17 protein-coding genes are annotated in these 19,211 nt (G+C 61.2%); 8 read left to right on the top strand and 9 right to left on the bottom strand.

Going from position 1 to position 19,211, the window contains the following annotated elements:
- Positions 1-143: 143 nt before the first annotated feature.
- The 4 genes from AC0L3X_RS30350 to AC0L3X_RS30335 all read right to left on the bottom strand — a co-directional run bounded on the left by AC0L3X_RS30350 (position 144) and on the right by AC0L3X_RS30335 (position 5,502).
- On the bottom strand, positions 144-1,298 hold the full coding sequence (locus AC0L3X_RS30350) for an acyl-CoA dehydrogenase family protein (RefSeq protein ID WP_473317078.1): 1,155 nt from the start codon (positions 1,296-1,298) through the stop codon (positions 144-146).
- 11 nt (positions 1,299-1,309) lie between these two features.
- Positions 1,310-2,530, bottom strand: a complete 1,221-nt coding sequence (locus AC0L3X_RS30345) for an MFS transporter (protein ID WP_063980724.1) — start codon at positions 2,528-2,530, stop codon at positions 1,310-1,312.
- 159 nt (positions 2,531-2,689) lie between these two features.
- Positions 2,690-3,805: a winged helix-turn-helix domain-containing protein gene (locus AC0L3X_RS30340; RefSeq protein ID WP_063986041.1), complete on the bottom strand. Its 1,116-nt coding sequence runs from the start codon at positions 3,803-3,805 to the stop codon at positions 2,690-2,692.
- Between the two features lie 110 nt (positions 3,806-3,915).
- Positions 3,916-5,502 (bottom strand): winged helix-turn-helix domain-containing tetratricopeptide repeat protein, encoded by a 1,587-nt coding sequence (locus AC0L3X_RS30335; protein WP_473317077.1) that lies wholly within the window; start codon positions 5,500-5,502, stop codon positions 3,916-3,918.
- A 153-nt stretch (positions 5,503-5,655) separates the two neighbouring features.
- Here AC0L3X_RS30335 and AC0L3X_RS30330 point away from each other — a divergent pair, with 153 nt between their 5' ends.
- Genes AC0L3X_RS30330 through AC0L3X_RS30320 form a run of 3 tightly spaced genes read left to right on the top strand, consistent with a single transcriptional unit; the run spans position 5,656 to position 8,635 of the window.
- The gene (locus tag AC0L3X_RS30330) at positions 5,656-6,573 is read left to right on the top strand and encodes a DUF1127 domain-containing protein (protein WP_063980726.1); all 918 of its coding nucleotides are present in this window, start codon (positions 5,656-5,658) and stop codon (positions 6,571-6,573) included.
- Positions 6,574-6,619: 46 nt separating this feature from the next.
- Positions 6,620-7,594 carry a Bug family tripartite tricarboxylate transporter substrate binding protein gene (locus AC0L3X_RS30325; RefSeq protein ID WP_084794947.1) on the top strand — a complete coding sequence of 325 codons (975 nt, stop codon included), beginning with the start codon at positions 6,620-6,622 and terminating at the stop codon, positions 7,592-7,594.
- Between the two features lie 24 nt (positions 7,595-7,618).
- The gene (locus AC0L3X_RS30320; protein WP_063980728.1) at positions 7,619-8,635 is read left to right on the top strand and encodes a methyltransferase; all 1,017 of its coding nucleotides are present in this window, start codon (positions 7,619-7,621) and stop codon (positions 8,633-8,635) included.
- A gap of 59 nt (positions 8,636-8,694) precedes the next feature.
- Here AC0L3X_RS30320 and AC0L3X_RS30315 read toward each other — a convergent pair whose 3' ends face one another.
- Positions 8,695-8,940 carry a hypothetical protein gene (locus AC0L3X_RS30315; RefSeq protein WP_063980729.1) on the bottom strand — a complete coding sequence of 82 codons (246 nt, stop codon included), beginning with the start codon at positions 8,938-8,940 and terminating at the stop codon, positions 8,695-8,697.
- A 129-nt stretch (positions 8,941-9,069) separates the two neighbouring features.
- Positions 9,070-9,279: a hypothetical protein gene (locus AC0L3X_RS30310; protein WP_063980730.1), complete on the bottom strand. Its 210-nt coding sequence runs from the start codon at positions 9,277-9,279 to the stop codon at positions 9,070-9,072.
- Between the two features lie 299 nt (positions 9,280-9,578).
- Between AC0L3X_RS30310 and AC0L3X_RS30305 the strand changes: the two genes are divergently transcribed.
- Positions 9,579-9,995: an SRPBCC family protein gene (locus AC0L3X_RS30305; protein WP_063986042.1), complete on the top strand. Its 417-nt coding sequence runs from the start codon at positions 9,579-9,581 to the stop codon at positions 9,993-9,995.
- Between the two features lie 188 nt (positions 9,996-10,183).
- Here AC0L3X_RS30305 and AC0L3X_RS30300 read toward each other — a convergent pair whose 3' ends face one another.
- Complete coding sequence (locus tag AC0L3X_RS30300; RefSeq protein WP_231143813.1) at positions 10,184-11,383, bottom strand: heterodisulfide reductase-related iron-sulfur binding cluster; 1,200 nt, start codon at positions 11,381-11,383, stop codon at positions 10,184-10,186.
- A gap of 703 nt (positions 11,384-12,086) precedes the next feature.
- Between AC0L3X_RS30300 and AC0L3X_RS30295 the strand changes: the two genes are divergently transcribed.
- A complete protein-coding gene (locus AC0L3X_RS30295; RefSeq protein ID WP_084795330.1) occupies positions 12,087-13,646 on the top strand; it encodes a glycoside hydrolase family 17 protein in 1,560 nt (519 codons plus the stop codon).
- Between the two features lie 141 nt (positions 13,647-13,787).
- Here AC0L3X_RS30295 and AC0L3X_RS30290 read toward each other — a convergent pair whose 3' ends face one another.
- Positions 13,788-14,324: a hypothetical protein gene (locus tag AC0L3X_RS30290; RefSeq protein ID WP_187387909.1), complete on the bottom strand. Its 537-nt coding sequence runs from the start codon at positions 14,322-14,324 to the stop codon at positions 13,788-13,790.
- A gap of 362 nt (positions 14,325-14,686) precedes the next feature.
- Between AC0L3X_RS30290 and AC0L3X_RS30285 the strand changes: the two genes are divergently transcribed.
- The 3 genes from AC0L3X_RS30285 to AC0L3X_RS30275 all read left to right on the top strand — a co-directional run bounded on the left by AC0L3X_RS30285 (position 14,687) and on the right by AC0L3X_RS30275 (position 17,734).
- Positions 14,687-15,577 (top strand): hypothetical protein, encoded by an 891-nt coding sequence (locus AC0L3X_RS30285; protein ID WP_063980734.1) that lies wholly within the window; start codon positions 14,687-14,689, stop codon positions 15,575-15,577.
- Positions 15,578-15,867: 290 nt separating this feature from the next.
- On the top strand, positions 15,868-16,713 hold the full coding sequence (locus AC0L3X_RS30280; protein ID WP_187387910.1) for a hypothetical protein: 846 nt from the start codon (positions 15,868-15,870) through the stop codon (positions 16,711-16,713).
- A 484-nt stretch (positions 16,714-17,197) separates the two neighbouring features.
- Positions 17,198-17,734 carry a hypothetical protein gene (locus AC0L3X_RS30275; protein ID WP_063980736.1) on the top strand — a complete coding sequence of 179 codons (537 nt, stop codon included), beginning with the start codon at positions 17,198-17,200 and terminating at the stop codon, positions 17,732-17,734.
- A 182-nt stretch (positions 17,735-17,916) separates the two neighbouring features.
- Here the strand turns inward: AC0L3X_RS30275 and AC0L3X_RS30270 are convergent, their stop codons facing one another.
- Entirely contained in the window at positions 17,917-18,738 is an 822-nt protein-coding gene (locus tag AC0L3X_RS30270) for an ABC transporter substrate-binding protein (RefSeq protein WP_231143814.1), read from the bottom strand.
- Positions 18,739-19,211: the final 473 nt, after the last annotated feature.

Raw genomic sequence — 19,211 nt, 5'->3', positions numbered from 1 at the left:
GGATTCCGGTGAGGGGGTACAGGTCCTTCAACGACCGCCCGTGTGGAGAGATGCCCCTCACCCCAACCCTCTCAGCGCGAGCGAAGCTCGTCGCGGCCCCGTAAGAACGGGGCGAGGGAGCGCAGCGTCATTGCGGCTGTAGTTCAGCGTCCCTCCGCCAAAATCGCCTTCCCCACATCCTCATAATGCGTATCCCGCGCCTGGATCTGCTGCGCGATCGCGTGCATGTCGCGAAAGCGCCGCTCGAACGGATTGCTGCGGAACACCGCAGTCGCGCCGGCCATGTGATAGGCGGCGTCGACTACCTTGGCCGATTGATGGATGGTCCAGGTCGCGGCGAGGCGAACGGCGCTGCGATGCGCCGGGCTGAATTGGCCGGTCGCGCAGAGGTCGTGCCACATCGCATTCGCCGTCGCATAGAGATAGGTGCGCGCAGCGCGTAAGTCGCCCTCGGTGCGGCCGATCAGGCCCTGGACAGCCTGGTTGTCGCGCATGGCGCTCGCTGCCAGCGACTGGTGCTTTGCCCGCGACAAAGCAATGGCGGCATCCAGCGTCGCGCGCGCGCCGCCCAGCGAGACCGCGGCAAAGCCGAGGCTGAAGGTCGAGCCGGTGCCGATCCTGTAGAGCGGACCCGTCTCACGCAGCGCGGACGGCACGTCACGGAACGCCGTGAAACGCTCGGGGATGAAGAGGTCGCTCACTTCATAGGAATCCGTGCCGGTGCCGGCGAGCCCGATCGCCTGCCAGACATCGTGCAGCACCGCGCTCGCAACCGGAAACAGGATGGTGCGAACCTCTGGCGAGCCGTCGGCATTTTTCCGCGGCGTCCCGTCGGCTCCGACGATGCGGACATGCGCCCCCAGCCAGCTCGCCTGCCGCGAGCCCGAGGCAAAATCCCAGCGCGCTGTGACGCGATAGCCGCCCTCGACCGCACGCGCCTCATGCGCGATCGCGCCCCAGGCGAGGATGCCGGGCGGCCTGTCGAAGATCTCGCGCGCAATGTCGTGGTCGAGCGAAGCCGCGATCATCGCGCAGACGCTGCATTGGCCGAGACACCATGCGGTCGAGGCATCCGCCTTCGCGATCTCCTCCTGCATCTGCATGAAGGTTTCGATGGGGGCTTCCGCACCGCCGAGACTCTGCGGCAAAAGCGCGCGATAGAGCCCGCTCTCGATCAAAGCCGAGACGACGGTCGGCGTCAGCCGACGGGAGCGCTCGATCTCGTCCGCTTCGCGCGCAATCAGTGGCGCGATTGCCCGGGCACGTTCAACGAGATCGAAGCCTTGCGGCCTGTTCATGCGTCACCTCGTCAGGCCGCAGCGCGGCCGAGGTCGAGCGATTGCCTGCGTCTTGTCGGAAAACTCAGCGCCACCGCGACGGCGGCGAGCCCGATCGCGAAGGAGCCGGCGTGCAGCCATGTGTAGCGTTGGAAATTGTCGAACACGAGCCCGCCGGCCCACGGACCCAGCGCCATGCCGAGGCTGGCAAAGGCCGACACCGCGCCGAACACGGTGCCCATGATGCGCGCGCCGAAGTACTCGCGGACCAGCACGGCATAGAGCGGCATCACCCCGCCATAGGCGAGGCCGAACACGACCGAGAGCGCGTAGAATTCGCCGAGCTGCGCCACCGCGAGATAGGTCACGATGCACATCGCCTGCACGAACAGGCCGCCGACCAGCACGGGCTTGGCGCCGATGCGATCGGCTGCCGCGCCGAGCAGCAGGCGTCCGCCGAGCCCGGAGACGCCGGCGACGCTGTAGACCGTCACCGCGGTGAGCGGGGCGATGCCGCACACCATCGCATAGGACACCATGTGAAAGATCGGACCGGAATGCGCCGCGCAGCAGGCGAAATGCGCGGCTGCGAGCGCGATGAATTGCGGCGTGCGCAGCGCCTGCGCCGCGGTCAGCTCGATCTCCGGTGCCGCGTCGGTGCTCGCCGGGCCAGCCGCCTGCGGCGCCGGCCGCACCAGGAAGCAGGCCGGGATCAGCAGCGCCCACGCCGCACAGCCGATCACCAGCATCGCGGTGCGCCAGTCATAGGCCGTGATCAGCCAGCTTGCGGTCGGCGCGATCGTCACCGGCGACACGCCCATGCCGGCAGAGACCAGCGCCACCGCGAGGCTGCGGTTCTTTTCGATCCAGGCGCTCGCGAGCGCCATCATCGGCGCGTAAAAGCTGCCGGCGGCGACGCCGATCAGCACGCCGAAGAAAAGCTGGAATTGCCATAGGCTGGTTGCCTGGCTCGCAGTCACGAGACCGAGGCCCAGCAGCAGGCTTCCGGCAAGCACCACGATGCGGGTGCCAAACCGGTCCGACAGCGTGCCCCAGAAGAACGCGGCAACGCCCATGCAGAGGAAATCCAGCGTCGCCGCCGCCGACACGCCCGCGCGCGACCAGCCCATCGCTTCGGAGATCGGCTGCAGGAAGACCGCAAGCGACAGCATCGTGCCGAAGCCGACACAGGTCATCAGCGCTCCCGCAGCGACCACGACCCAGCCATAGTCGAACCCTGACGGCTTGCTCATCCGTTTCCTCTGCGCTTTTGCTCTTGTTGATGGTGCGCGCGGGGATGGTGGCCCATCTGTCGGCCGAGGGCAAGATTACGCGCAATGCGCGGGTACAGAGCTCGTTACCTTGCAGCGCCTTGAGCGTCGGCATGCGCCATGGGCCACCGCAACACCGACTTAGGATGTGTCTTGTGCCGCGGTTTCGCTGCCCCCGCGTGCCCGTTCCATTTGCCCCGGCCACCCGTACGCCGAGATCAGGCTCATGTAGGCCTCAGAATCCGTGCCGGTCATATTGAGGGAGCGGCTGCACTGTTGGAGGGCTTCTTCATATTGACGGAGGTGCAAGTGTGCGACGCAGAGAAGCCGCGCTGCGATGGTATCCTGCAAGACGGCCAGGTTTGCGAGGTCGCCGTCGAACCTATCCGACCAGATGTCGCGGGCGGTCTGAAGGTCGGTCAGAGATACGTTGACCCGCACCTGGTCTCCGTTGCGTCTCACCGCGCCCCGCACGGCCCAGCGGACGCGGAGATCCGTCCCGAGCTGCTGCAGATCGACCACCTTCTTCTTGTAGGTCAAGGCGGTGTCGCGTCCAACAACGAGAGTGGCGGGCGTTCGCGCGAGATCGGTCGTCAAGCCTGTCGAGATCAAGTCGGCAAAGGAGTCCTGCGCCGGACCGTCGTTGAGGCTGGCGAAGGGCAACACGACGAGAGAGAGGCGAGGCGCGATCTCGGGCCTGACTGTCGGCTGTGGCTGGATATTTTGAGCTTCCCGTTGTGCGTCGGTACGGACTGTCTTCCAGGCATTCCAGTATCCGGCAACGCCACCGGCAATTGCGCCGATGGCGGCGACCGACGCCAGCACGCTGCCGACGAGCTTCAAACGGCCTCTGAGGTCCTCCAGCCAGCCTGCGGATCGCCGTTCGCCAACAGCGTGTGCAGAGGCAACCGGGATCGTAACCGCTGCCGTGGTTCCTGGTTGCCGATCCTCATCGTGCACGGCGCCCACGAAACGAAAGCCCTTGCGTGGAAATGTCTTGATAAGACGTTGTTGCTGACCGGAGTCACCGATCGCGCGCCGGACGGCGTTCAGCCGGGTCGTCAGCGCCGCATCGGATACGATCCGGCCATTCCAAATCGCGTTGACGAGATCGTCCTTGCTGACGACGCGATCCCTGCTGCGGATCAGATGTTCGAGCAGATCGAGAACCTGGGGTGTCGTGGGCACCACATCGAGCCCGCGCCGCAATTCGCGCCGCTCGGTGTCCAACGCACAGTCCTCGAAGAAATAGCGCATGGCACCATTCTCCAAGCCTGCCCTCTATTCTCCGAGGGCGCGGGAGCAATAATCCGTGGAGAATAGGCCTTCGCTCCCGAAAACTAAGCCGCGAACATTGGTCCACCCCGTCAGGGGGTGCCAAGGTCGTGCTTTTCCGGAAGGCCCGCTTCGCAGAGACCCTTCTCGAAGATCGCGAAGTCATCTGCCCGGCGAAACGGTGCCAGATTCTCGAGATTGGCACGAAGATCTGGATTGCATTCAAGGGCTTGCAGGAGGGATCGTTGCGCTCGTTCACGCCGCCCAGCGAATGCGTTGCTGGCTGCGGCAATGCAGGTCACGAGCAGGAAACTCGTCTGACCACGCAATGCGGTCTCGGCGCATGATACCGCCGCGTCATAGCGGCCCGCCAGAAAATGCGCATACGCCATGGCTCCCTGCGCGTCGTAGTACATGGGCGGATCGAGCGGGCTAAGTCTCACGGCATGTGCGGCGTGCTCGAGGGCGAGATCCGGCTCTCCCCTCCAAACTCTCAGCCAGGCACTGGTGGCCCAGGCTTGCGCGAAGTTAGGGTTGTCAGCCAAAGCTCGATCCACGAAAGCAGCCGCGTCGTCGAACTCATGGGCTATGAAGGCGAGTGCATATCCACCCACGGACAGTGCAACCGGATCATTTGCCCCCAGTTCTACCGCCTTCCGGGCCAGCCGGGTGGCTTCCGCAATTTCCTTCGCGGGATCGCTGATCCAGCCGTTCGCCTTGCGCCGGGTATAGCACCAGGCGGCCATCGCATAGCCACAAGCCAGTCGAGGGTCGAGTTCGGTCGCCTTGCAAAAGAGCTGCAGCGCCTCGGTGTTTGCGTTGTTGGACCAACGGGATTTCGCCAGCCCGCGCAGATAATGATCATACGCATCCAGATTTTCGGGCGGCTTCCGCCTTGCCCGCTTGATTTCCTCACGCTGCAGCCTCGGGGCGATTGCGCCTATGACACTGGACGTCAGATTGTCCTGCAGATCGAACATGTCCTCGATCGGGCCCTCAAAGCGGTCTGCCCAGAGATGCGTTCCAGTTTCGGCATCGATCAGCTGCCCCGCGATTCGAATGCGATTTCCGGCTTTGCGCACGCTGCCTTCGAGTACATAGCGGACACCAAGCTCGCGGCCGACCTGCTTTACATCAACGACCCGGCCCTTATACGCAAAGCTCGAATTGCGTGCGATCACGAACAGCCAGCGAAAATGAGCCAGAGCCATCGTGATTTCCTCCACGATGCCATCTGCGAAATACTCCTGTTCGGGATCGGAGCTGAGGCTGACGAAAGGGAGTACGGCAATCGAGGGCTTATCCGGTAGCGGGAGGGCCGCTGTTCTCGCTTCTGACCGGTGAGGGACGGTTGAAGGATCCGGCTCCCGTACTTCCCGAACGGCTCCGACGAAACGGAAGCCCTTGCGCGGGATCGTCTTGATCAGGCGCTGCGCTTCCGCGCAATCGCCGACTGCCGTGCGGACGCCATTGATGCGGGTCGCAAGCGCGGCCTCCGATACGATGCGCCCCTTCCAGATCGCGTTCATGAGGTCGTCTTTGCTGACGACACGCTCCCTGTTGCCGATCAAGTAGTCGAGAATGTCGAAGACCTGTGGCGCAACGGAAACAGCATCGGCCCCGCGATGCAGCTCGCGCCGATCCGTGTCGAGCACGTATTCATCGAAGAGATAGCGCAAGTTGCCACTCCCGTCGTTGGATGAAGCCGCCTCTGCACCTGCTGGGGCGTAAAGTAAGGCGCCGGTCAGGAAAATGTAAGCTGCACGTCAAGCGTGCCCGGCGAAGTCCTGACATCCTGCCCTCGGTAAAGGTATCGCCAAGGGATATCGCCGATGAGTACCATCAACGGCGTTGCACAGGTGCGACGGACTGCCACACCCGTGCAGCAAGTGACCAGCCTTTTCCTGCGGGTCTGGAGCGCATGGCAGAAGCGCCGAAGACGGCTGAAGGTACAAACCGCTCTCTGTGCCCTCAGCGATCGGGAGTTGATGGATATCGGCGCGACGCGCGCCGATATGGACTACATTGCCTTGCAGCAAGGCCGCGCAAGGCCCGATCGTCCGGCACCCTGGCGCATTGGCAGTGCGCTTGCGATCCTGTTGGTCGTCAACCTGTTCAGCTTGATTTCCGTAGATCGCGCCGAGGCTCAATGCACTGCGCAGGATGGTTTGCGGAGGCAGCTGGCGGTCAAGGTCGACCCGCCGGCTCCCAGATCGGAGATTCCGGTCAGCTCGGCTGCAGATGTCCTGGCGTGGAAGACGATCCGGATAGGAACATTCACGGATACGTTCGCTCTTCGCAGCGCGATGAGCGCAATGGGCTGCGGCGTCGGAAACGCGGCTGATGAGATACTCGCTCGACCGGCCTTTACCCTAAGTCGCAAGAAGGCGGAGGTTGAGCTTGTTGCCGTGTCGGTTGCGGAGCTCGGCTTTCAAGGCGAGGCTTCGCTGCGGGAAATCTATGCGCGTGCACAACAGCTCGGTCTTGCTCTGGCGCCCGCCGAAATCGCGCCGCAGCTGAGACTTCAGTATTTGGACCAGCCGATCGGTGAGTTTCTCACCATCGGGATGGAGCCTATCGGAACGTGGGCGGGCGAAGCGGTCGTCCTGACGGTGGCGAATGGCGGAGCAGGCCTCATCCTGATCGGCCAGGATGGCCGTGAGGACGCGCAGATATCTGCGATATCCCGTTTTGTGTTCGTGCGACCCGGCTCATCCATGGCTCCAGAGACCGCAGCGATGGCCAGGTAGCATGCTGCGATCTCATTTGGTCTGGGCTCGATCAGGGAAACGGGTGATGATCACGCGTCGTGATGTGTTGTCGGCGGCCGCTGCGGCGTTCGCCGCTACGCATATTTCACCGCGGGCTCTTGCACAGCCGATCGCGAGAACCGCGCATATCCTGACGGGCTTCACGCCGGGGCTGCAGGATGGGTTGGCGCGGCTCGTGGCGGGCCAGATGAGCGGCTATGCGGAAACCATTGTGGTCGAGACCCGTCCGGGCGCGGCCGGTCGCATCGCGGTGGAGGCGGTGAAGAGCGCCGACGCCGACGGATCGGTCATGCTGTTCGCGCCGCTCGGCTTCATGATGTTCTTTCCGCACGTCTACAAGACACTGAGATACCATCCGCGGGATTTCACGCCTGTGTCGACCGTCGCCTCGACCCCGACATTGCTGACGGTCGGTCCCAGCGTGCCGGCCGACGTCAAGACGCTGGCGGACTTCGTGGCCTGGTGCCGCGCCAATCCGAAGCACGCCACCTTTGGTTCGCCGGGCGCCGGAACCTCGCTGCATTTTCTCGGTGCGATGCTGGGCCGCAGCGCCGGCTTCGATTTTCTTCACGTGCCCTATCAGGGCGGCGGTGCGATTCAGGATCTGGTCAAGGGCGTGATTGCCGCGACCGTCATGCCGATCGGCAGCTCGCTCGGACTCGTCCAGTCCGGAGATCTTCGCGCGCTGGCGACCACCGGACCGCGCCGCAGCCTGTTTGTTCCGGCGGTACCGACGATGCGGGAGGCCGGATATCCGTCGCTCGAGGACCTCACATGGTTTGCGTTCTTCGTTCCGGCCAAGACGCCGGCGCCGATCGTCGATAAGCTCAACACCGCGATCCAGGCGGCCTTGCGCACCGACGAGGTCAAGGCCGGCATGGCAAAGCTGGCCGTCGAGCCCGACGCGATCGCCATGGAAGACTTCGCCCGGCTGATCGCATCCGAATCCGACCGGTGGAAGGCGATCGTTCAGGCAACGGGGTTCGTCCCGACCGATTGAAGCGGCATTGACAGGAGGCAACACATGAGCGGGCCGGCATCCGTGCATGATCTCGTGCAGTCGCATCGCATCACCGCGGTGATCTATGCGGCGGCGAAGCTCAATCTCGCCGAGGCCATCGGCGATGAGGCGAAATCGGTGACCGAGCTCGCCCGGCTGGTGTCCGCCGATGAAAGTGCGCTGCGCCGATTGCTCGTTGGCCTGACGACACTTGGCCTGTGCAGGCAGGCCGACCGCGACCGGTTTGCCATGACCGAGCTCGGCCGGCAGCTCGACGAGACCGCCGACCCCTCCTTCAAGGACTGGGTTCTCTTCGAGGGCGAGATGCTCGCGCAATCCTGGCTCGGACTGGTCGAATCGGTTCGCTCGGGCAAGAGCGCGGGCGAGCTGCGCGGCGATGGCGACGATCGCTATGCCGCGACGAGCAATGCGCCGGAATTCACCCGCCGCTTCAACGCCGCGATGGTCAGCCTGACGCGGAGCATCGTTCCAAGGATCGTTGCGGCCCACGACTTCGCGACCGCGCGCGTTGTCATGGACCTCGGTGGCGGCACCGGCGAATTGATCGGCGGCGTGCTCCAGCGCAACCCGCATCTTGAGGGCATCGCCTTCGATCTCGCGCGCTGCGAGGCGGGAGCGCGGGCGCATTTTGCCCGGCTTGGCATCGCCAATCGCTGCCGGTTCGTCGCCGGCAGTTTCTTCGAGAAGGTCCTGGGCGGCGCCGACACGATCCTGATGAAGAGCATCCTGCACAATTGGAGAGACGATCGTTGCGAGGTCATTCTGCGCAACTGCCGGGACGCGCTGCCGGCCAGCGGAACGTTGATCGTGATCGAACGGATCATGCCGGAGCCTGCGACGACTGAGACCCAGGACCGCTCCTGTGCCATGAGCGACCTCAATATGCTGCGGGGACCTGGTGGCCGCGAGCGGACGGAAGCCGAGTACCGCAGGCTTGGCGTCCTCGCCGGCTTCGCCTTCGTCGGCACCAGCGGTGTCGGCTCGTTCAGCCTGGTCCAATTCCGAAAGGTCGGGCACTGACTGCCGTCCGTTGGGACGCCAGTCGAGTCTCATCCCATCAGGCCTTGGCGCAGGATCGATCAGCAGCCCCGGCAGACGCCGGAGATCTTGCGATCGACGTTGGCATCCTCTTGGTCGAGGAAATCCAGCGATCCCGAACTTGCCGAGGGCACGTCGGAGGCGTGGGGCTGGCGGTGACCGACCGGGGCCGTCCACGGCCTGGTGGTCGTTTCCTTTCCGGGCAGCGACGGGTGGAAAGGTTGCGCCGAAGCTGTGCCCATCGTCGATACGATCGTGACCACAATCAGCATCTTTGAGGTGATCATAGGTGTCTCCAAATGCATCCCGCCCTGCATGTGCGGTTCAGACATTCAGATTTGCATCGAAGACCCGCTATTCCCTGTCATCGCGGAGGCGTGATACCGCCGTGGTCCGGCCTTCCGGAACGACGTTTGTCAGGCCGGCGCTTTCCTGCCGATCAGACCGAAGACGATCATGACGAGGCTGATGCCGCGGACAGCACCCGAGACCTCTCCGACCGTGCGCATCAGGGCGGCAGGATCATTGGACCACGGCGTCATGTCCCGCATCGAGAGGAAGAACAGGACGGCGAGCACCAGCAGGACCGAGCCAACGGCAATCAATCGCCAGTTTCGCTTTCGCATGACAGACACTCCCCCGTATCGCCCACAGATGGGCGGGGCCGTTTAGGACGCAGGGAGATAGTGTCGTCGAGCCCGGGTCGGGTTCAATGGCCACGAGCCGCATCGAACAAATGTGACCCTCATCCCCAATTTGTTCGCGGCCGCTGGTGGGTGGCCAACAGATGTTTTGACTTTTTTGTGTTTTCAACGCTTTGACGGCTCGACCCTGTCGGCATGGACCAGTCTCGATCGTCCTTGGATGGACTCCGCACACGTCAGTGATGCCGTCACCTAGAAAATCGAACCAGGAGCTTATGTTCATGAGGATCACCGTAGAAACCACCGTAGCAGCCCCCATCGATCAGGTCTGGCGTGCCTATACGACACCTGCTGACATCATGGCGTGGAACGCCGCGTCCGACGACTGGCATACGACCAAGGCTACGGTCGACCTGCGGGAAGGCGGGGTCTTCTCGTCGCGCATGGAAGCCAAGGACGGCAGCATGGGCTTTGACTTCGCCGGGACTTACACGACGATCGTCGAACACAAGCTGATCGAATATTCATTCGGCGATCGCAAGGCCGAAGTCGAGTTCGTGCCCGGGGCGAAGGGCGTCGTCGTCCGCGTTGTCTTCGATAGCGAGCCGACACACTCGGTTGAGCAGCAGCAGGGCGGCTGGCAGGCGATCCTCGACAACTTCGCGCGACACGTGCAAGCGAAGCAGAAGAAGTCGTGAAGCCGTGCGGGGGCAGGAGATGTCCCTGACGGGCGCCGTCGGCTTTCCGCGCAGAGTACCTGACGGAAATTGATCAGTCGAGGAATAGCCGGCTTCGGGGGCAGTCGCGTCGGTTGCCCCCTCAGCCGGCGACCTCCGGTTTGCGCCGGGCTCACCGGCGCGGTGGGCCAACAGGTGACGTCAAGCTGCTACGACGGCTCCACGCCCCCCGCGCGCGTCTCCGGGGGCGCGCCACGCCTCAGGGGAAGCGGCTGGTCGCCAAGCAACACCTTCACCACCACGTCACGCGCATTGCCGGGATCAAGCGAGTGCTTGGCGATCAGGTCGCTACAGTCGGCGACGATCTGGTCGGCGTCCTGCATGATCTTGAGCTCCTTGTAGCGATCGTGCCGATGCAGGCCCATGCTTTCGCCGACCACTTCAAGGATATTCATGATACGAAATGGCCAGTCGCGCTCGTGCGCGCACAGTTCGCGATGATCGGAATGATAGACCGCGACCAGTGCATCGACACCTGCATCGCGCGCCGCCTCAAGCTCCATGAGTTGCAATTCGCGCTTGTACTTTGGAAGCGCGCCGACATCCACGCTCTGCAAACCCACCGCCGGCTGGTTCAGATCGACGAGTTCGATACCGGGTACCGCCGTCAAGATTTCAGCGGCGGATTCCACGACGCCGGCCACGCCGGGATGCCTGTGCAGCGCGACCCGCATTTCGACCCTGCGTTGAAGGTGCGGCTTTAGCTGCGCCAGCCGGTCGCCGAGAAAGCGCATGAACGGGTTCATCTCGAACGGGCGGGACCCGTGTTGTCGCTCCACCGTTGGCAGGATGGTCTCCGTGTACTGGACGTAGCACGACGGGCACCAGGAGATCACCTGCCCCGAGTTCGAGTGCGACAGCTTTTCCATCGTACTCGATCCCATACGACCGGCCATCTCTGCGTCGCCAGACTTGAGCTGGAGAATGCCGCAACAATGGCTCGGTCCACCCATCACCTGGTAACTGACGCCGAGCGCGTCCATGATATCGAGGGCAAGCAAGGCGATGTGCGGCGTCTTGAGCACATTGCAGCCAGTGTAAAACACGAAATCCGGCGTTTCAACGGGCGTGGCGACCGACGCCGATCTCTGACCCAGTCGTTCGAGCACGTCCGCATCGAGTTGCAGGCGCGAAAGCACGTTCACGCCACGACTGCCGTCGCGGTACCTCTCGACACCCCGCCGGCGCCGTTCCGCAAGCTCATTGTCCGACTTCGCGATGCCAAGCCGCGCCATGCTCAGCAGGAAACGCGGATTGACGCCATAGCTGCACGCCTTGATGCATGCCCCGCTTCGCATGCAGGACAGCGCCCATTTGCGCGACGCTTCCGGGCCGTTGCCGGTACGCACCAGCTCGAGAATGCCGCCGATGATGTCTTCGGACTTTGTCGTCCGCGAGATGCCGGCCGGCTCGACACTCGGACAGGCCTCGACGCATTTCCCACATCGCGTACAGGCGTCGAGCATGTCTTCGGCATATTCAGCCAGGGACGTCTCGAAGGGGACCTCGTTCATCGGCTGCATGACCAACTCCCAGGCCTGCTGGAGGATCGGCTACGTGCGGCATACGACAGCGCCGGAACCTAACTCACAATTGGCGAGCTGTACACGAGCAGGCCGCAATGGGGATTTGTCGCCTTCGGGTCAATCGCGTCTGCTGCGCGCTGGGTGAGCCCGCTGCCGGCGTGCTCTTACTACCGGACCACCCGTGACCGATCTGGACTTCGCATTCGGGTCAACAGGCGACGTTCGTTAGCCGGCACGGCGACCGTCAGAGCAAGGCCGCTCTGCTCCGGTCCCCGAAGGCCATCTCGGGAGATGGGGAGGATTATTTCTACCCGCCCTGCGGTAGCCCTTAAGGCCTTTGTTGGATGTTGACTCGCCTCTTGCGGCACGGACGATCCGGCACCAGCTTTCACAGGTCAAGTAGGGACCGGCGGACGATGATCTCCGTTGTTGTCGGGTCACGACAACATGCCGGTTGACCGACGATCTCTACGTTGGAGGGTCAACTATTTCGCCCCGCACGCCTCTGGCGCTTCTCATCATATCCCTGGGTGCGATCGCCGCGGTGTGGTGGTGGCTGGCCATACCGATCAACTTGGCGCGCGCGCCGATCGATCCGAATGCCAAGCTGCAATGCATATCCTACGCGCCCTTCCGCAACAACCAAACGTCGGAGTCGCCGACACCAGTGCCGCGGGACCAGATCGCGGAAGATCTCGCCCAGCTTGCCAAAATAACCGACTGTATTCGTACCTATGCGACTGATCTTGGTCTCGATCAGATCCCCGAACTTGCGTCCAAGGTGGGGCTGAAAGTCATTCAGGGAATTTGGCTCGATAGGGACCGACGGAAGAGCGCGACGCAGATATCCACGGGCATACGCCTCGCCCGGCAATATCCGGAAACCATCACCGCACTCGTGGTCGGCAATGAGGTTCTGTTGCATCGGAAGATGACACCTTCCGATCTTGCTGCCTTGATCCGCTCGGTCAAGGCACAGGTGCCGGTCCCCGTCACCTATTCCGACGTCTGGGAGTACTGGCTGCGCTATCGGGAACTCGGTGACGCCGTCGATTTCGTCACCCTTCATATCCTGCCATATTGGGAAAATGTCCCGGTCGCGGCGAAATCTGCCGCTGCTCACGTCGACGCCGTCCGAAAGCAGGTGGCGTCGGCGTTTCCGGGTAAGGAAATCCTGATTGGAGAAACAGGTTGGCCGAGCGAAGGGCGGATGCGCGAGTCGGCGCTACCATCGCGCACCAATCAGGCGCGGGTGATCTCGGAGGTCCTCGATCTTGCCCGGCGCGAGAATTTCCGCGTCAACCTGTTCGAGGCGTATGATGAATTGTGGAAGCATGAGTTCGAGGGCACCGTCGGCGGATCGTGGGGCTTATTCGATTCCACGCAGCGCACCCTGAAATATCCGCCCGGCATCCCCGTCAGCAATTATCCGCTCTGGAAACTGCAAATGAGCAGCGGAATGGCGCTGGCGATCCTGGTGTTCGGCGCTGCATGGCTGACCTTGCGCCAGAAGCCCTCGCAGCCCCGGCTCATCTCATGGTTTGCGGTCGGAATATCGGCAACCACCGCCGGAGTCTTGTTTGGGGTGGCCGCTCAAAAGATGTTCTATGAAAGCTACGGCGCGGGCAGCTGGCATCTGTGGGGCGCACTTCTGGTGGCGGCAACTGCCTCGCCGCTGTTCGGCGCCAACGCCCTGATGTCCGGGCGCGCACCGCCCACATTTTTGGAATTGCTGGGTCCGGAGCACTACCGGACCCCATCGGGACTGGCGATCATGCACGGATTGATCTTGATCGTAACCATCGTGATCGGCACTGAGACGGCGCTGGGCCTGGTGTTTGACCCGCGCGAAAAGGATTTTCCCTTTGCGGCCCTCACTATGGCGGCGGTCCCTTTCGCGGCGATGACGCAGCTCAATCGCCCGAAGAAGGGAATCCGCCCCATGGCGGAAGCGATGTTTGCCGTCGTATTCCTGGTGGCAGCCATCTATGCGGCGCTTAGCGAAGGACCGGACAATTGGCAGTCGCTATGGACTTGTGCTGCCTATATGCTGCTTGCGGTTACGCTGTGGCGGGCGCGCGCTTGAGTAAACCTGGCCAGCCGACTTCCGTTGTGGGTCAATCGCGTCACTATGGCCGCGTGCCGATCTCTTCCGGTCTACCTCTGTGAACGGAAATCGTCAGACTGCACCGGCACGTCTCACACGGGCCAGAAGCGGACCCACGACCTAATCCCGAAATCCTGCCCTCGATCGCTCGCCTTCATATGCAAGCCAATCAGAGGATAATCTGTCGTATTGAGGTTTACTTATTGGAAATGAAGCGAGCCGCTGAATGCCATCTCCCATAGAATAGATCGCCACCGTGTACTCTCGGCCCCGTTGATCCGGTGTGCGGGGAATGGCGATGTACCTTCGGTGTTCGCTACGCTGGCCTAGGAAAACATCGAGCACTTGGCCGACTTCAGCTTTGCCTTTGAGAGTCTCCGTGATTCTCAGACGGGCGAACCATACATCGTTGGTACAAAGCTCGCAGTGACGGCCACCCATCCATATTACGGGTTGCTGCAAGCGAACTCTCGCAACGACGACATCCCTAGCGTCGGGAGACAAATTGTTCAGTGCCTCTACGAGATTGTCTGGCGCGCCTTCTGAAAAATACGCAATGGGCGTCTTGTTCTCCATCGCCGAGGAACGCGGCGGACCGACAATGATTGCGCTCATCATCGCAGCGACAAGAGCTAGGCTTCGCTTGACCGATTTCATCTACAGCACTGCGCACCGAATGGTTGTAGTGGCACTATAATCCAGTTTTGAGAAGTTGAACAGATTAGGTCTGCTTTGGGTCAAAATGCGAAGAACTCAGAGTGAGCAAAGTCAGCCCGCTCTACTCCGCCAAGCGGACCTCAATGAAAGGTGTCGCCACTTCGCTGATGGGCCAGCAGCAGACATTGATCAGAGACGAAAACCCAACTTCACCAACGTCGTTGGGGGGCGGACTGACTTCAGTATGCCGGAGCGCAAGCGTGAACTAGCCCACATTGGGAGACCCGTGCGCGTGCTAAACTGCACTGTGCGCGCCAACTAACTTCGGTTCGACAAGAACTGGACGTTTCGCGGAGTAGGCCATGGACGAAAATCGTCGAAACGCACTTTCCACGGAATACGGCGAGGTCTGCAGCAACTTTCGGACGCTGACCGACATCCGGTTCAAGTTGCTGGGTCTACTGCCGATCGCGACCGCCGTAGCCATTGCGCTCAAAGTCGACCACATTGATGGCCGGAGCTTTGTGTTCTCGTTGTTTGGCCTGATCGCAACGATCGGGCTCGTGACCTACAATACGAGAAATGACGAGCTGTATGATGAACTCGTGAGACGTGCCGCATACATTGAACGAAGCCTTGGTCTCGCGGATGGAGCATTTGCCAACCGCCCGCGCGCGTCGCTCAAGTTTCGTCTTTTCGGCATCCCATGGAAAGTCGACCACCGAGTAGGTATCGGCACGATTTACCTTGCGTCCATCGCTGTTTGGCTTTTCCTGGTCTTGGCGTCGTTGTCGGCTTGGCTGGCTCCGGAGGCCTCGGTATTGGCTACGCTGGCTGCTTTTGGGCTCGCAGTCATTGCGACCTGGTGGGCGAGGACGTGGATCAAGCGTAAGAAGAAAGAGGTCGATGAGGAAAAGAGATCCTTGGCCATCGAGGCCGTTCAAAAGGCGTTCTCAACCGATTTGTCGCGAGGCACGGCGGACGGGGGGCTGATAGATTTGTGCTTCAAGCTCGCGGACGAGAAGACGCGCGAAATCATCGCCAAACGGGCTCAGTTCTATGCCGGAATCGATCGCGACTCCTCAATCTACTACCCGCCGGGCGTCTCAAAGGAACAGGCTGCATGTCACTTGGTGGCGCTACTCACGGATTTGCCACCGCGGTGGCTGTTCGATTGCGCCACAAATCGAAGAGGAGACATGCCAGAGAAAAGTCCCGTATTGTTCCCGCCCCGCGCTGACGAGGTAAGGTGATAGCGCATTGATTTTCCGCTTTGGGTCAGAAGCACCAGCCTGGACCTTTAGCCGACGACTTCCGGTCTGGCACCAGCTTCGGAAGTTCTCTCGCCGCGCGGAAAGTGGCGCGATGGGCCAAGGGGCGACATTGTCCGCGAGCGGCTGGCGCCAGAACAAATGTGAGATAGTTCATATCGGGCGCGTCGCCGACGTGTTGTCATTCCGATGTTTCCGGCGAAACTTCATTTCTTTCGCCACCGTGGCCGGTGCGTATCGCGCTACGGTTCGGACTGTGCGGGAGGCGTTGAATGGTCAATATCAAAGTTCCTCTTAATCCAGTGCAGAAACGCGGCTTGTGGCCGCCCAAAGGCGGGCGCGAATATCCGGTCTTGGATACGGACGACTGGTGGAAAATTGCGGCGCGCGAGCACATAGATGCGTGGGCGTTAATCGAGTTCAATTTCCAAACGCACGTTCCTGAGGAGGTGAATTGGTATTTGCGAGAGCTCGTGGGTTGCCGCCACAGCCGTGACGGGGGGCGCAATTACGCGTTTATCGGGGCTGACCCGAAGCTGCGCAAAATCTATCTTCCCGCTATGCCGCCTCCGCCCCCACCTGCACCCATACCCTGGCCCGACAAACTCAAGAAGCTCCAGTACGAGGTGGAGCATTCGAACGATCCACAAAAGGAACGGTTCCTCTGCATGCTCAAGGCGATGGAGAACCGCCGTGATGATCGCGTGATCTTTTGGTCCACCATAGCCCCGGGCCCCGAGTGGGTTGCTCCGCTTGGCGTTGAGGGAAGAGGGATTGGGAAAGCGTTGATCGATTCGCAGTGGCTCTATAAAAATATAAAGACTGTGCGGGATGTGGACCTTCTTCCGTATGGCAACGGATTACCGAGAAGCGATACTTTCGTGATCAGCTTCCACAAGTATCTGTTTGAAACGGCTTCGCCTTCCGTCGGCATACTGCGCGCGGCGAACGCAGAAATTGTCAAGACGCATGTCATGTTGGATCGTTGGGCGAACCAAAGCATGGGTGGAAGTGCGTCGATGCCGACGTGTTATCGCGCAATCAAAGAATTTATTCGCTTACAGGAGCAAAGTGATTACCCGTCTGTGATCAACTGCATCGTGACAACTGGCGCGTAGCCAGTTCCCTGGGCGGATGACTGCACCAATCCCCACCGCTTCAACGATTGCGGAGTCATCTGCTTCGGCGGCGTTAAGTCCACCGACACGTACCTCGCACTCGCAATTCACCACTTCAACAAAGAGATCATCGGCTGGCTGGAACCGGCGGCAAACAGCATCTCACATTTAGTTTGATCACCTCGTCGGTGGGCCGCTGGAGATGCAACGACACGTCGAGGTCGAGCGCTTTTTTTGGCGGTCTTGAAGTTGATCACCAATCGAATTTGGTCGGCGCCTGAATAGGCGGGTTGTAGCCCTTCATATTGGGTACGCTGGAACGCGACCGATGTCTCAATCGGGTCAAAATGCGAAGAACGCAGAGTGAGCAAAGTCAGTCCGCTCCACCCCACCAAGCGGGCCCCAATGAAAGGTGTCGCCACTTCGCTGATGGCGAGAAGCGGACATTCCCGTTTGGAGCCTGAGTGTGCTAGCCTGAGGCACCATGCCCACACCTGCCGAAGCAGTAAGAACCTACATCTTGGCCAAGGACGGCAACCGACCGTTCTTGATGAGGCAGGCGTTCTCTGAAGACATTGCACTCGAAATGGTGGTCAAGACCGACGCCATTTCATTCCCCAACACGGCTTCCGGCTTGAACGCCGTGGAAGAAATCTTGGTGCGTCGTTTTGGTGTCGAATACGAGAACATCTACACGTTCTGCCTATCCCGGCCTTCCGAAACGGACCGAGCGCGCTTTCAGTGCCATTGGTTGGTGGGGATGTCCGCCAAGGCCAGCGGGCAACCGCTGCGAGTTGGATGTGGACGTTACGACTGGCATTTCAATGAGCACGGAAAAGTGGTGAGGCTGGTGATCACCATTGAAGTCATGAAAGTCTTATCTGGCGCCGAACTCGATGGCGTGATGCGCTGGCTATCTTCGCTTCCCTATCCGTGGTGCAGTCCGTCTCAGGCTCTCCTGTCATTTCCTCCGCAGAACGACCTGCGCGAGGTTGAAGCCTACTTGAAGCAGGCTCAGTAATCTCCGCGGTCGAACTACGATTGGCCAATAAGGTTGACGTCCCGAAGTTGAAGCTTGCTGTATGTCGCCTTCGGGTCAATCGCGTCAATATGGCCGCGTGCCGCTCCCTTCCGGTCTGCCGCTGTGAACGGAAATCGTCAGACTGCGCGGGCATGTCACCCGCGGGCCATAACCGGACCTGTTCACTCGATGACCTTGTCGGCACTGGCCGCGAGTGCAGGAGAGACGGAAAGGCCCAGCTGCCTGGCCGTCTTCAAGTTGATGGACAGATCGAATTTGGTCACTTGGTAGAATGGAATATCGCCAGCTTTTGCTCCGCGGAGAATTGCGTCGATGTTGTTGGCAGCGCGCTGATACAATTCGACTAGATCAAAGGAGTAGGCCATTAGGCCCCCGGCTTCGACGGATTCGGTGAACGCGAAAATCGCCGGAAGTCTCGCGTCGGTCAGCAACTTGGCGATCAAAGCGCTGTTTTGAAAAGTTTCAGGGGAGTCGACCACCATGACTGCATTTGCGCCTTCGCCGGAAAGGCTCTCTACCGCTGCCCGCCAGTCATTTTCTTGAGCACCAACATCCAGTAGCGACACCGCGATAGGTAGGCCAGCCTCCTGGGCCGCTGCGGGGATAGGCGAACCCTTGACGAGCCCGCTGTATTGGATGTGAAGAGCGAGCAAGCCAAGTTTTGATATTGAAGGAAAGATTTCGCGCAGCAGTGCAATCCGTTTTCCATGAATCGATGGACCGGCATCGATGCTGGCTCCCGTGAAATTGCTGCCCGGGTGAGCCAGACTTTCGGCAATCCCCAATCTAACGGGGTCGGCAGTTATCGTTACGATTGGAATACGCGATGTCAGTTTCTTGAATATGAGTGCGCCAGGACCACCGAGGAGAATGACATCCGGGTTGCTGCTAACGATTTCCGTCGCCAAGGCTTCGAGGCCGGACGTATTTTGCTCTCGACCATAACTTTCGACTGTGAGGTTTTGTCCCTCGATCTGTCCCAACCGTCGCAGTTCCGCGAAGAGGGCTCGAGGATATCTTTTCCCGCTCTGATCGTGCCAGTCCGCGCTCGGCTCTGATGGGACGAAAATAGCAAGACGTTTCTTCTTGGTGCTCCCCGCGGCCGCAGCCAGCTGCGGCGATGCTACCGCACCACAAACGGCACAGAGAAAAGCACGCCGCCTCATGTTCGCCCCCTAGCCAGAGTCTAGGTCAACGCATCTTAGCGTCTAAAAGGCCATACTGAAAATCAAAGGTGGCTCTGCGATGTCCGGGTTGGGTCAAAAGCGTCGGTTTGGCGCTCAGGGGCAAACTTCCGCTCTGCCGCCATCACCCGACATAGCTGCACCGCGTCAACGGAAGCGATGGGGCACGAGCGGAAGTGCCTAGCCGCTCCATATCGGCCGCCGTCGGTCATCCCTGAACGAACAGCTTACTTTTCTCTCGTCTCCGGCCTATTCTTGGTGTCCTTCTGCGA

It is taken from the genome of Bradyrhizobium sp. MI1.7 (assembly GCF_055811795.1).
The sequence above is the reverse complement of the archived record's forward strand: the minus strand, read 5'-3'. Positions and strand labels throughout refer to the sequence as shown.